14 protein-coding genes are annotated in these 11,676 nt (G+C 64.2%); 8 read left to right on the plus strand and 6 right to left on the minus strand.

What is annotated here, in order from left to right; genetic code table 11:
* Positions 1-11: 11 nt before the first annotated feature.
* From P6U25_RS16660 to P6U25_RS16680, 5 genes are all read right to left on the minus strand, one after another.
* Positions 12-968, minus strand: coding sequence for an NUDIX hydrolase (locus tag P6U25_RS16660; RefSeq protein WP_407152208.1), 957 nt, complete (start codon positions 966-968; stop codon positions 12-14).
* A 14-nt stretch (positions 969-982) separates the two neighbouring features.
* Positions 983-1,387 (minus strand): hypothetical protein, encoded by a 405-nt coding sequence (locus tag P6U25_RS16665; protein WP_407152209.1) that lies wholly within the window; start codon positions 1,385-1,387, stop codon positions 983-985.
* Positions 1,388-1,514: 127 nt separating this feature from the next.
* Entirely contained in the window at positions 1,515-2,795 is a 1,281-nt protein-coding gene (locus tag P6U25_RS16670; protein ID WP_407152210.1) for an O-acetylhomoserine aminocarboxypropyltransferase, read from the minus strand.
* A gap of 151 nt (positions 2,796-2,946) precedes the next feature.
* A complete protein-coding gene (locus P6U25_RS16675) occupies positions 2,947-3,531 on the minus strand; it encodes a CoA-binding protein (protein WP_407152211.1) in 585 nt (194 codons plus the stop codon).
* A gap of 115 nt (positions 3,532-3,646) precedes the next feature.
* Positions 3,647-4,471 (minus strand): enoyl-CoA hydratase, encoded by an 825-nt coding sequence (locus tag P6U25_RS16680; RefSeq protein ID WP_407152212.1) that lies wholly within the window; start codon positions 4,469-4,471, stop codon positions 3,647-3,649.
* A 70-nt stretch (positions 4,472-4,541) separates the two neighbouring features.
* Here P6U25_RS16680 and P6U25_RS16685 point away from each other — a divergent pair, with 70 nt between their 5' ends.
* The 6 genes from P6U25_RS16685 to P6U25_RS16710 all read left to right on the plus strand — a co-directional run bounded on the left by P6U25_RS16685 (position 4,542) and on the right by P6U25_RS16710 (position 8,259).
* Positions 4,542-4,970: a PaaI family thioesterase gene (locus P6U25_RS16685; RefSeq protein WP_407152213.1), complete on the plus strand. Its 429-nt coding sequence runs from the start codon at positions 4,542-4,544 to the stop codon at positions 4,968-4,970.
* A gap of 154 nt (positions 4,971-5,124) precedes the next feature.
* A complete protein-coding gene (rplM, locus tag P6U25_RS16690; RefSeq protein WP_280978667.1) occupies positions 5,125-5,589 on the plus strand; it encodes a 50S ribosomal protein L13 in 465 nt (154 codons plus the stop codon).
* The gene (gene rpsI / locus P6U25_RS16695; RefSeq protein WP_280977721.1) at positions 5,590-6,066 is read left to right on the plus strand and encodes a 30S ribosomal protein S9; all 477 of its coding nucleotides are present in this window, start codon (positions 5,590-5,592) and stop codon (positions 6,064-6,066) included.
* A gap of 234 nt (positions 6,067-6,300) precedes the next feature.
* On the plus strand, positions 6,301-7,518 hold the full coding sequence (locus P6U25_RS16700) for a diguanylate cyclase (protein ID WP_407152214.1): 1,218 nt from the start codon (positions 6,301-6,303) through the stop codon (positions 7,516-7,518).
* A 45-nt stretch (positions 7,519-7,563) separates the two neighbouring features.
* Entirely contained in the window at positions 7,564-7,800 is a 237-nt protein-coding gene (locus tag P6U25_RS16705; RefSeq protein ID WP_407152215.1) for a hypothetical protein, read from the plus strand.
* 162 nt (positions 7,801-7,962) lie between these two features.
* A complete protein-coding gene (locus tag P6U25_RS16710) occupies positions 7,963-8,259 on the plus strand; it encodes an antibiotic biosynthesis monooxygenase family protein (protein ID WP_407152216.1) in 297 nt (98 codons plus the stop codon).
* A 67-nt stretch (positions 8,260-8,326) separates the two neighbouring features.
* Here the strand turns inward: P6U25_RS16710 and P6U25_RS16715 are convergent, their stop codons facing one another.
* Positions 8,327-9,466 carry an AI-2E family transporter gene (locus P6U25_RS16715; RefSeq protein ID WP_407152217.1) on the minus strand — a complete coding sequence of 380 codons (1,140 nt, stop codon included), beginning with the start codon at positions 9,464-9,466 and terminating at the stop codon, positions 8,327-8,329.
* Between the two features lie 312 nt (positions 9,467-9,778).
* Here P6U25_RS16715 and P6U25_RS16720 point away from each other — a divergent pair, with 312 nt between their 5' ends.
* Together P6U25_RS16720 and P6U25_RS16725 are read left to right on the plus strand one after the other, a co-directional pair.
* Positions 9,779-10,549: a gamma-glutamyl-gamma-aminobutyrate hydrolase family protein gene (locus P6U25_RS16720; protein ID WP_407152218.1), complete on the plus strand. Its 771-nt coding sequence runs from the start codon at positions 9,779-9,781 to the stop codon at positions 10,547-10,549.
* A gap of 819 nt (positions 10,550-11,368) precedes the next feature.
* Complete coding sequence (locus tag P6U25_RS16725; protein ID WP_407152219.1) at positions 11,369-11,599, plus strand: hypothetical protein; 231 nt, start codon at positions 11,369-11,371, stop codon at positions 11,597-11,599.
* Positions 11,600-11,676 lie beyond the last annotated feature (77 nt).

Consider the following 11,676-nt stretch of genomic DNA (forward strand, 5'->3'; position numbering starts at 1 on the left):
CATAAGTGGTGTCAAGTGCGCGAGAGCGGAAGCTTGGTGCCGGCGATGGCTCGCTCGGCCAGAACGGCGTGGCGGAAGCGGAACAGCTTGGCCGGCCGCCCGACCGCCTCGGTGGCGATTGCGCCAGTCTCTTCAACGAGTTCCTGCTGCTCGATGAGCCGGCGGAAATTCTGTTTGTGCACCAGGCGGCCTGCGAGTGCCTCAACACTGCGTTGCAGTTGCAGCAGGGTGAACTCGGCCGGCATCAGTTCGAATACCACGGGACGGTATTTGATCTTGGCACGCAGTCGCGCGATGCCGGTGGCGAGGATGCGGCGATGATCCGCGGTCATCGCCTTGCCCGGCACCGCCGACGCTTCGTGGCCACTCGCGCGCCCGGCTTCCGGGATCAGCGATGCTTCGTAGAGCAGTTCGTAGCGTTGCAGCACCAACTCCTCGTTCCAGTCGCGATCGTCGAGGCCGAAGGTGATGGCGCAGCGCTGCCAGCGCTCGCGTTGCAACGTCGAAGATGGTGCGGACTTCGCCCACGCCTTCAGTTTCGGCGCCACCATCCTGGCGAGGAAGGCCGGCGTGCCGGCGCGGTGATCCTCCCAGGGGAAATAGTCGTACCAGCCCGACCAATGCGCCTCGAAGCCTTCGCCGACCCTGTCCTCGCGGGTCAGGCCGAGATAGCTGATCGAGACGCTGTGCGGTCCCTTGACGTCGCCGGAGCGGCCGGGATCGGCAAAGGTATAGAGCTGCTCGACATAGCCGAGCGGGTGTCCGGTCTGGGCCTCGACCCACGCCCGCAACGCGGTCTGGAGCGAGCGATGGCTGAACTCGAACGGGCCGCTCGGCAACGCCGAGCCGCCCGCGATGGTCATGATCCTGGGCGCGCCCTCGGTGACGGCCACCAGCACCGCGACGAGGTCCGCGGTGATTGCATTCCCCGAAGCTGCTGCGGTTGATTTCTGCGTCGATCTCGCCACGCGCTCGTCCCGCGCTAACAGTAGCCGTAGATGCCGCAGGCGTAGGGCAGGCGGTCCCAGTAGCTCACATAGGCGCCGCCGTAATAGGGACCGAGGTAGCTGTAGGAATGGGCGTTGCCGTAATAGCCGGGCAGCGAGGACGATCCGGGCAGCAGCGGCTCACCCGGCACGAACGGGATGTACGGCTCTTCGTTCTGCGGGATCACCACGGGCTCGACCACCACGAGTTGCCGTCCGCGCCGCACATAGGTCGGCGGCGTGATGGTCGTGCGGTAGGCGTAGTGTCGGCGGGGCAGGCCCGGCGGAAGCTGGCGCGCGGCTCGTATGGTGGCGTGCCTGGTAACGACGAGGCTGTCGGCGGCGTCAGCGGGCGAAATCGCTGACAGCGCGACCGCGAGTGGCAAAATCCAGCGCAGCATCAATGGTCTCCCGAATCATCCGGAGCCTATCACTGCCATTTTATGCCGGAATGAGCGTTAACGAGACCCTCGTCGTTTGAGGTAAATGACCGGAGCAATGCAGTGCACCGCTCCGGAGCGAGAGCGATCAGGCGCTCAGAGCCTGGTCGAGGTCGGCGATCAGGTCTTCCTTGTCCTCGATGCCGATCGAGAGCCGTACCACCTCCGGCGCCGCGCCCGACCTCGCCTTGGCGGCATCGTCTAGCTGGCTGTGCGTGGTCGAGGCCGGGTGGATCACCAGCGAGCGGGTGTCGCCGACATTGGCCAGATGCGAGAACAGCTTCAGGTTGGACACCAGATTGACGCCGGCGTCGTAGCCGCCCTTGAGGCTGAAAGTGAACACCGCACCCGCGCCCTTCGGGGCGTACTTGCGCTGCAGTTGGTTGTACCTGTCGCCGGGCAGGCCGGCGTAGTTCACCGCAGAGACCGCCGGATGACCGGACAGGAATTCGGCCACCGCCTTGGCATTGTCGCAGTGCTTTTGCATGCGCAGCGGCAGCGTCTCGATGCCGGTCAGGATCATGAAGGCGTTGAACGGCGACAGCGCCGGCCCAAGGTCGCGCAGGCCGAGCACGCGGCAGGCGATCGCGAAGGCGAAATTGCCGAACGTCTCCTGGATCCGGATGCCGTGATATTCCGGGCGCGGCTCGCTCAGCATCGGATATTTGTTGTCCTTCGACCAGTCGAAGGTGCCGGCGTCGACGATGATGCCGCCGAGCGAATTGCCGTGGCCGCCCAGAAATTTCGTCGCCGAGTGCACCACGATATCGGCGCCGTGATCGATCGGCTTGATCAGATAGGGCGAAGCCAGCGTGTTGTCGACGATCAGGGGCACGCCGGCGTTGCGCGCAATCGTCGCGATCGCCTCGATGTCGGTGATGCTGCCAGCCGGGTTGGCGATCGACTCGATGAAGATCGCCTTGGTATGCGGCGTCACCGCGCGCTCGAAGCTTGCGACGTCGTCGGGATCGGCCCAGGCCACGTTCCAGCCGAACGCCTTGAAGGCGTGATTGAACTGGTTGATCGAGCCGCCATAGAGCTTGCGCGCCGCGATCACTTCGTCACCCGGCTTCATGAGCTGCTGCAGCACCACGACCTGCGCGGCGTGGCCGGAGGCCACCGCAAGCGCCGCCGTGCCGCCCTCGAGCGCGGCGACGCGCTCTTCCAGCACCGCGTTGGTCGGGTTGCCGATACGGGTATAAATGTTGCCGAAGGCCTGCAGGCCGAACAGCGAGGCGGCGTGGTCGGCGTCGTTGAAGACGAATGACGTGGTCTGATAGATCGGCGTCGCCCGCGCGCCGGTGGTGGGATCGGGCTGTGCACCGGCATGCACGGCGAGAGTGGAAAATCCCGGAAGGCGATCGGTCATTCGTTGAATCCTGTTGTGGCCTGGTCGAAAATGCGCGGCATGCTGATGGCGACGGCGTCCGCCGTCAAGCCGCGTTGGCGCGCGCACCGCGTGTTTGAAGCGGGCATGCTTTGTGGTGCCGCGCGATCGAAACGATTATTCCGCGTCGACCTCAGGTCGTCTCGGTTTTGTTTTTTGCGGCGCGGTCGGATGCCGCAGTCTGGCCGCCGCCGAAGCTGGTGCGATTGAGCGACAGCCGCATGCCTTGCGTTGGAATCGGTGCGCGCTTGGAACTCAGGGTGCGCGAGTTGACGCCCATCCAGGAGATCTCCGACGACAGCCGGCCATACTCGATCTTCGGGCAGCGGTTCATCACCACCTTGAGGCCGGCGGCCTCCGCCTTCTCGGCGGCCGCATCGTCGCGCGCGCCGAGTTGCATCCAGATCACCTTCGGCGGTGGCGACAACTGCAGCGCTTCCTCCACCACCGGCATGATGTGGCTCGAATTGCGGAAGATATCGATCATGTCGATCGGCCGGCCGATATCCGCGAGCGAGGCCACGAACGGCTTGCCCATCAGCATCTTGCCGACATGGCCGGGATTGACCGGGATCACGTCGTAGCCGCGCTGCGCCAGGTATTTGAACGCGAAGTAGCTCGGCCGCACATTGACCGGCGAGGCGCCGACCATCGCGATCGATTTCACGCCGTTGAGGATGCTGCGGATGTAATTGTCGTCGTAGGCGTCGTGGTTCATTTTTCTTCCGGGGTTGTCATTCCGGGATGGTGCGTCAGCCCCAGCCCCGGAATCTCGAGATTCCGGGCTCGATGCTTCGCATCGCCCCGGAATGACGACCTCAGTAATGAGGTCGTCACCTGTCCTGCCATTTCGGCTCGCGCTTCTCGATGAAGGCGCCGATGCCTTCCTCGGCGTCGCGGGCCATCATGTTCTCGGTCATTACTTCGGCAGCAAAGCGATAGGCGTCGGTGAGGTTCATCTCGGCCTGCCGATAGAACGCCTCCTTGCCGAGCTTGACCGTGTGGGCCGATTTCAGCGCGACCTTCTGCGCCAGCGCGATCGCTGCGTCCCGCTCCGTGCCTGCGGGCACGACGCGGTTGATCAGGCCGATCTCTTTCGCGGTCGCTGCGGAGACCGGCTCGCCGGTGAGCAGCATCTCCATCGCCTGCTTGCGCGGCACGTTGCGCGACAGCGCCACCATCGGCGTCGAGCAGAACAGCCCGATGTCGACGCCCGGAGTCGCGAAGGTCGCGGCCTCGGACGCTACCGCAAGGTCGCAGCTTGCGACGAGCTGGCAACCGGCCGCGGTGGCGATGCCCTGGACCGCGGCGACCACGGGCTTAGGCAGCCGCACCACCGCCTGCATCATCGCGCTGCATGCGTTCATGAGCTCTGCGAAATAGGCCCGGCCGCGGTCGGCATCGCTGCGGCGCGCGGTGAGTTCCTTCAGGTCATGGCCGGCGGAGAAGACCGGTCCGTTGGCGGCGATCACCACGGCGCGGACCGCCTTGTCGCCACCGATTTCATTCAGCGCAGCGTGCAATTCGGCGATCAGGCCTTCAGACAGGCTGTTGCGCGCCGCCGGGCGGTTGAGCGTCAGTATCGCGATACTGCCTACGGTCTCTCGCAGCAGGATCGGGGCTTGCGGTGCTGCTGCGCGGGCGGCTTGGGCGGACATTGTGAGATTCCATTATGGCGTCGATGACAATTTAATGTAACAGGCGGGCTGACGCGAGGGCGGGGGCGGCATGGCAATTGCGAAAATGGGCGTGGCTGAGGTGGAGGAGTTCCTGCGCAAGGAATTCCCGCAGGCGTTCGCCTTCGACGACGTCAGGATCGAGAGCGCTGACGGTGAAACGGCCCTGCTGCGGCAGCGCTTCAGTGAACGCATGCTGCGGCCGGGCGGCACGGTCTCCGGACCGACCCTGATGGGGCTCGCCGATTTCGCGATGTATGTGGTGCTGCTGTCGGCGATCGGGCCGGTGGGGCTTGCCGTGACCACCAATCTCAACATCAACTTCCTGCGCAAGGGCCAGCCGGGGCAGGACGTGCTCGCGGTGGCCAAGCTGCTCAAGCTCGGTAAGCGTCTTGCGGTCGGCGAGGTCAACCTGCTGTCCGGCAGCTCGCCGGACCCGATTGCCCACGTGACAGCAACCTATTCCATTCCAAACAAATAAGCTTTTCTCTGGTGTTATAATACCATATTTATAAGCTATTGGTGAGATTGATATAATTCGCTTGCGTGGACATTGACGTGTGCGCGCAGCTTCTCTAGAAAGCCGTCCAGTTCGGCGCACATGGCGCCGATTTCTTTTTTCACGGATTCCACACATGAGCACGTTCTCGGCCAAGCCCGCCGAAGTGACGAAGAAGTGGGTGCTGATCGACGCCAAGGGTCTGGTCGTCGGCCGTCTCGCCACCCTCGTCGCCATGCGTCTGCGCGGCAAACACCTGCCCACCTACACCCCGCATGTCGATTGCGGCGACAACGTCATCATCATCAACGCCGCGCATGTGGTGCTGACCGGTCGCAAGCGCGATCAGAAGACCTATTACAAGCACACCGGTTATATCGGCGGCATCAAGGAGCGCACCGCGAAGCAGATCCTCGAGGGTCGTTTCCCCGAGCGCGTCGTCGAGAAGGCGATCGAGCGCATGATTCCGCGCGGTCCGCTCGGTCGCATGCAGATGGGCAATCTGCGCGTCTATGCCGGAGCCGATCATCCGCATGAGGCCCAGAATCCCGAGAAGGTCGATATCGCTTCCCTGAATCGCAAGAACACGAGGGCCGCATAAATGTCCGACACGTTGCAGTCCCTCGACCAACTCGCGCAGGTCAAGCCGGCGGCTCCCGAGGCGCCGAAGTATGTCAAGAAGGTCGACAAGTACGGCCGCGCCTATGCCACCGGCAAGCGCAAGGACGCGGTCGCTCGCGTCTGGGTCAAGCCCGGCTCGGGCAAGATCTCGGTCAACACCCGCGAGTTCGAGGTCTACTTCGCTCGCCCGGTGCTGCGCATGATGATCCAGCAGCCGCTGGTTGCCGCCGCACGCAACGGCCAGTACGACGTGATCTGCACCGTCACCGGCGGCGGTCTCTCCGGCCAGGCCGGCGCTGTCCGACACGGCATCTCGAAGGCGCTGACCAACTTCGAACCCGAATTGCGCGGCGTGCTCAAGAAGGGCGGCTTCCTCACCCGTGACTCCCGCTCGGTCGAGCGCAAGAAGTACGGCAAGGCCAAGGCCCGCAAGTCGTTCCAGTTCTCGAAGCGCTAATTCGAGTCCTAAAATTTGCGGCAATCGCCGCGAGCATCGAGTTGAAGAGGGCGCCGGAAGGCGCCCTTTTTGCTGCCGGCTTAGAGGTGAATTAACGCAGATTTTCGCGAAAACTTGCGTAGGCGTGCAAACGAATTTCGAACGCGGGCGCTCTAGCCTGTGAGCTCGCAGTGGCGCGGCATCACCATTATTTGCGCCTGCGAACGTTGCATCACACCGGGCTGGGGTGAGTTTATGTCGTTCGATCCGTCGACACTTTATTTGTTCGCTACCATGGTCGCGGGCATGCTCGGCGCCATGTTGATGTTCTTCGGCAGGCAGGAGAACATTCCCGCATTGAAGTGGTGGGGGACGGCCTATCTCCTCGGTGCCGCGTCGGTCGCGCTCTGGACCATCGGCGGCTCGTTTCTCGGCGAGCCTGTCCTGCTGGCGCTGAACGCGGCCGGCTTCATCGCCTGCGGCATGGTCTGGAACGCCTCGCGCGTTTTCCACGGACGCAAGCCCAATCTGCCGGGCCTCGTGCTCGGCGCGATCGCCTGGATCGGCGCCGTGACCACGGTGGAGGATTCGGCGATGCGGGTGACGATCGGCGCGACGATCGTCGCGATCTACGCCGCGCTGACCGCCTCCGAACTGTGGAGCGAGCGGCGCCGCGCGATGCAGAAGCGTTGGCTCGCGATCGTCGTGCCGGTCCTGCACGGCTGCGTCCTGATGCTGCCGATCCTGATCGGCGACCTGTTGGGGCCGCATGGCCAGATCTTTGCCAACAGTTTCTGGGTCACCCTGTTCGCAATCGAGCTCGTGCTGTACGCGATCGGAACGGTGTTCGTGATCTTCATGATGGTTTCGGATCGCGCGGTGGCCGTACACAAGACCGCCGCATCGATCGATCCCTTGAGCGGCATGCTCAATCGCCGCGGCTTCACCGAGGCCTGCGCGCGCGTGATCGAGCGTGAGGCCAATGCCGGCCGTCCGGTCACGGTGATGATCTTCGACATCGATCATTTCAAGTCGATCAACGACCGCTTCGGGCATCCGGCCGGCGACGAGATACTGAAGCTGTTCGCCGCCGTCGTTGTCAACAGTCTCAGGATCAGCGATCTCTCGGGGCGGATCGGCGGCGAGGAATTCGCGGCGCTGTTGCCGTGTTCGCTGGAGGAAGGCGTGCTCGTCGCCGAGCGGGTGCGCGAGGCCTTCGAGTCGAGCGGCATCGTCTGCGATGAGGGGCCGGTCGACACCACCGTCAGCATCGGCGTGGCGGGTGGGCCCGCCGGCACCGAGCTTGAGGTGCTGCTGGCATCGGCCGACACCGCGCTCTATCAGGCCAAGCGCGGCGGCCGCAATCGCGTCGAGGCGGCGGAGGAGCTGCCGCTTTCGCTGGAGAATTGGCGCCGCAAGACCGCGGGCCTGCCCGCGTCGGCGCGCCACAAGCCGGTGCCCGTTCAAGGCTGAGTTGGGGTAACCATTGGTTAACCATTCGATCCCATGTTTCCGGGCATGGAATCGTTTCACGCACGCAATCCGCAGGCTGCCCTGATGTCGCTCGAAGCCGCGGCGGCTTCGGCGCGTGGTGGCTTCGCCTGCATGTTCTCGAACTCGGGTGAATATGAGCGCGCGCTGATCGCCGAGCGACGCGCGCAGGGCCGCTATGGCCAGCCGAAGCGCCGCTGGCCGGCCGCGATGCTGCTCGGAATTTTGCTGATGGTCGTGGGCACGGTGCTGCTGTTCAGGTGAACCCAGGCCGGAACCGGCAGGGCGGGGCGCCCGTGGAGGCGCCTTTTTCTTTTCCGGCGGCTGCGCTACAGACGTGCCTTCGGAATTTCGTTTTGACGCGCATTCTTTCCGCGAACCGGTACCCACTTCGCTCGAAAGCGCCACGGCAGAGGCCAAAGCCCAATGATCACGGAAATCGCACTCATCGACGTCAAGCCCGGCAGCGAGAAGGATTTTGAAGCTGCGGTCGCCAAGGCGCGCCCGCTGTTCCTGCGCGCCAAGGGCGGCAAGGGGTTCGAGCTGCACAAATCGATCGAGAAGCCGTCGCGCTACCGGCTGTTCGCGAAGTGGGAGACGCTGGAGAACCACACCGTCGATTTCCGTGGCTCGGAGGATTTCACCGCCTGGCGCGCACTGGTCGGCCCGTACTTCGCGGCGCCGCCTGATGTCGAGCACACCGAGACGGTGCTGACCACCTGAGGCGATCGATCCTTGGCTTGACCGGTTTGCTTGACGCGAGGCGGTGCCCGCTTCGCGTGAAAGCATTCTAAGCGTGCGCAGGCGCTTTGTCCTCGGCCTTGAAGTGGTCGATCATCACCTTGGCGATCGCCATCAGCGGCAGTGCCAGCGCCAGCCCCCAGACGCCGAATACGACGCCGAGCAGGATTTGGAACGCGAACAGCGTCGCCGGCGGGATATCCAGCGCCTGGCGCTGGATGATCGGCGTCAGCACGTAGCTTTCCAGCGCGTGCACGCCGAGGAACAGGATGAAGGCGGAGAGCGCCGCGATCCATCCGGTGGCGAGGCTCGCCAGCACCACGATCAAGCCGCCGAGGATCGCGCCCACGGTCGGGATGAAGGCAAGCAGGCCGGCCTGGATGCCGAGGATGAACGAACTCGGGATGCCGATGATCGCCAGTCCGATCCAGGTGACGAGGAACACCGCGGTCATCGTGATGATCTGCGCGATCAGCCAACGCTCGAGCGTATCGCCGATGTGGTCGACGATGATGGTTGCCTGCGCGCGGTACTTGGCCGGTGCGATGAACAGCAGCCCGGCGCGGTAGATGCTCGGCTGGGCGGCGAAGGCGAGGCCCAGGAACAGCACGATGAAGAAGTTGCCGACGACGCTGACCGTGCCGAGCATCACTTTCAGCGTCTGGCTGATGATGGCCCCGCCGCTCGAGGCCAGCGCGCTGGCACCCGGCAGGCCGTGGGACGACGGCGCTCCGGGTGCCGCCGTTGTCGTCGGCGCGGTGGTGCCCTCAGGCTTGGCTTCGCCGAGCGCATTGGTGAAGTCGAGATAGCTGGTATCGACGCCGTGCTGCTCCAAGAATTCCTTCACATTGCCGAGCTGTGACTTGATGGTGTTGCTCAGCACCGTCGCCTGCTGCGCGATCGTGGTGCCGCCGAGGAACACGATGCCGGACAGCAGGCCCGCCAGCGCAAGACAGACGAGCATGAGCCGCACCGCGTGGGGGAGCCTGGTCAGGCGGCCGAGCAGGGTGGTCATCGCGTTCAGCCCGACGCCGAGCAGCATGCCCGCGAACAGCAGGAACAGCGTCGCGGCGAAATGCCAGGCGAACGTCAACAGGGCCGCGAACAGCACCGCGCCGATGCCGCCGACGGCAATCGCCCACGCCATGTCGTTGCGGGCTTGCAGGCGATTGTCAGCCGAATCTGTCACGGGTGATTCCCCCTCGCTCCGGTATTCCGGACGCAGTCTTTGGCGAAATCGCCTCCGGGATCAAGCCAGCCGAGCTGGGCCGGTTTGACGCTGACCGGCCCGGACAGGCTCCGGAGCGGGTGCGCGCGAAGCCCGCACCGCCGGCTCGCCTTGGCCGATTGCCCGGCACAGGGCGGTGGCGCGGCATCCGGCCTTGTGCAGGGCTGCAACCGTCATGTGCAGTTATAGACAGTTGATCCGGCCAGAACTCGAAGGCATGATCGTCTCGGAATCGTAGCAAACTTAGAATAATCATTGCGCGAGACGTAGATAATGAGACGGCCCGTGGTTGGCGTGATCGGAAACGCCCATCGCATCGAAAATCGTTTCACAGTCCAGATGGTTGGAGAGCGCAACCTTCGCGCGGTTGCCGAAGTGTCCGGTGCGGTACCCCTGATGTTCGCGGGAACCCCCGAAATCACCGATGTCGCCGCCTTGCTCGACGTGGTCGACGGCGTGGTCCTGACCGGAGCCCGTGCCAACGTCCATCCGACCCGCTTCAATACCGAGCCTTGCGCAGCTCACGAACCTTACGACATCCATCGTGATGACGTCGCGCTGGCGCTGTCCGAGGCCTGCGTGGCGCGCGGCGTGCCGATCTTCGGCATTTGCCGTGGCCTGCAGGAGATGAATGTCGCCTTCGGCGGCTCGCTGCATCCGGAGATTCGCGAGATACCCGGCCGCATGAACCATCGCATGCCGCGACTGGAGAACGGTGAGATCCATCCCGACCCCACGGTCGTATTCGCCGACCGCCACGATGTCACGCTGATCCCGGGCGGCGCGTTCGCACGCATCCTCGGCTGCGAGACCATCCGCGTCAATTCGCTGCACGGGCAGGGCATCCTCGAACCCGGCAAGCGCGTCGTGATCGAGGGTATCGCCGAGGATGGCACCATCGAGGCGATCCGTATCGCCGATGCGCCGGGATTTGCGCTTGGTGTGCAGTGGCACGCCGAATACGATCCGCAGCGCAATCCGATCAACCGCGCACTGTTCGAGGCTTTCGGCGACGCGCTGCGCGAGCGGCGCCGGGCGGCGTAGCGATACATCTGGCTGCGTCCGGAACGACACTGAATTTGCAGCGCGCGGCGGCTCGGATCACTAAGGGTCATCACCCGCGCATGCGGGTGATCCAGTATTCCAGAGACGCTGGTTGTTGAGCCGAGAGGCCGCGGCGTACTGGATGGCCGCATGCGCGGGCCATGACGATTGAGAGAGATGTGACTCTTCGTTCTCGCGACATGAATTGTCCGAGCTTTGCATCTCGTTCCGCCCTCTCTTGGACAGAGGGCGCAGGGAAAGCCGGGTACCGATCGCACCCATGGGCCCCGAGCAAGGGTAGAAAGCTCGGGGGTAGGACCACAGGTGTAACCGGAGCAAGCCCGGCTTTCCCTGCGCGATGGGTTACGGCTTATACGTGCTCGCCCCGGCGAGACTGGGCTTGGTTGTCACCGCCGTTGCAAGACGCAATTGCGTCTTGCAACAGGACACCTGCCACTAGGGCGTCAGGCCTGCACGACTTCGCCGTCCGCCTTGCATGTGCTCGTCAGTCACACACTCGGCGTCCACCGCATCCCGACCCAGCACTCGTGACGATCGCGAAGCGCCCCTCAGGCGGGTGAGGCGGGGGATACATACACTGAGTTGCGTTTCCATAAAACAGAAATATTTTTGCGGCGGGGGCTTGCGCCGTCGGGCAACTCAGTGGCATGGGCGCGGCAAGACGAAGCCCTGGACCTGCGCGCATCGGGGAGTCGGGAATGAAGCGCGGCGCGGGCCGATCATGGTGAGGTGCAAGGCCACGAAAGACCGAGAGGACAAGCCTCCTCGGCGTGCTGTATCCTGTCAGGAGAGACCCCGATGACCACCGTCAAATGCTTGCTGGCCGGATCGGTTGCGATCGGCTTGCTCGCGATGCCAGCCGCCGCTCACGAGAACGCCAGCACCAAGCGATATGCCGTGATGAGAGGCAAGTCCTCCCTGTCCGGCAGCGATTGGACTTACGGCCATGCCCGTCTCCAGGCCCCACATGTGTTCTCCGCGCCGCCCCGCGATGTCTGCGATCACGGCGACAATGCGATGATCTGCTGAAACAGGTTGCGTATAAAACAACCTGTGATTGCTGCATTGAACAACGGTCCGTCCCGGCTTAGACTTCGTGCCGCTGC

Origin of the sequence: Bradyrhizobium sp. ORS 86 (assembly GCF_045571475.1) — a bacterium.
Classification (GTDB): domain Bacteria; phylum Pseudomonadota; class Alphaproteobacteria; order Rhizobiales; family Xanthobacteraceae; genus Bradyrhizobium.

Bases quoted from the DNA above. Each gene is read 5' to 3' on its own strand.
- P6U25_RS16700 (WP_407152214.1), top strand. From the start codon at position 6,301: ATGTCGTTCGATCCGTCGACACTTTATTTGTTCGCTACCATGGTCGCG.
- P6U25_RS16725 (WP_407152219.1), top strand. From the start codon at position 11,369: ATGACCACCGTCAAATGCTTGCTGGCCGGATCGGTTGCGATCGGCTTG.
- P6U25_RS16710 (WP_407152216.1), top strand. From the start codon at position 7,963: ATGATCACGGAAATCGCACTCATCGACGTCAAGCCCGGCAGCGAGAAG.
- P6U25_RS16675 (WP_407152211.1), bottom strand. From the start codon at position 3,531: ATGAACCACGACGCCTACGACGACAATTACATCCGCAGCATCCTCAAC.
- P6U25_RS16680 (WP_407152212.1), bottom strand. From the start codon at position 4,471: ATGTCCGCCCAAGCCGCCCGCGCAGCAGCACCGCAAGCCCCGATCCTG.
- rpsI (WP_280977721.1), top strand. From the start codon at position 5,590: ATGTCCGACACGTTGCAGTCCCTCGACCAACTCGCGCAGGTCAAGCCG.
- P6U25_RS16665 (WP_407152209.1), bottom strand. From the start codon at position 1,387: ATGCTGCGCTGGATTTTGCCACTCGCGGTCGCGCTGTCAGCGATTTCG.
- P6U25_RS16685 (WP_407152213.1), top strand. From the start codon at position 4,542: ATGGCAATTGCGAAAATGGGCGTGGCTGAGGTGGAGGAGTTCCTGCGC.
- P6U25_RS16720 (WP_407152218.1), top strand. From the start codon at position 9,779: ATGAGACGGCCCGTGGTTGGCGTGATCGGAAACGCCCATCGCATCGAA.
- P6U25_RS16705 (WP_407152215.1), top strand. From the start codon at position 7,564: ATGGAATCGTTTCACGCACGCAATCCGCAGGCTGCCCTGATGTCGCTC.
- rplM (WP_280978667.1), top strand. From the start codon at position 5,125: ATGAGCACGTTCTCGGCCAAGCCCGCCGAAGTGACGAAGAAGTGGGTG.
- P6U25_RS16670 (WP_407152210.1), bottom strand. From the start codon at position 2,795: ATGACCGATCGCCTTCCGGGATTTTCCACTCTCGCCGTGCATGCCGGT.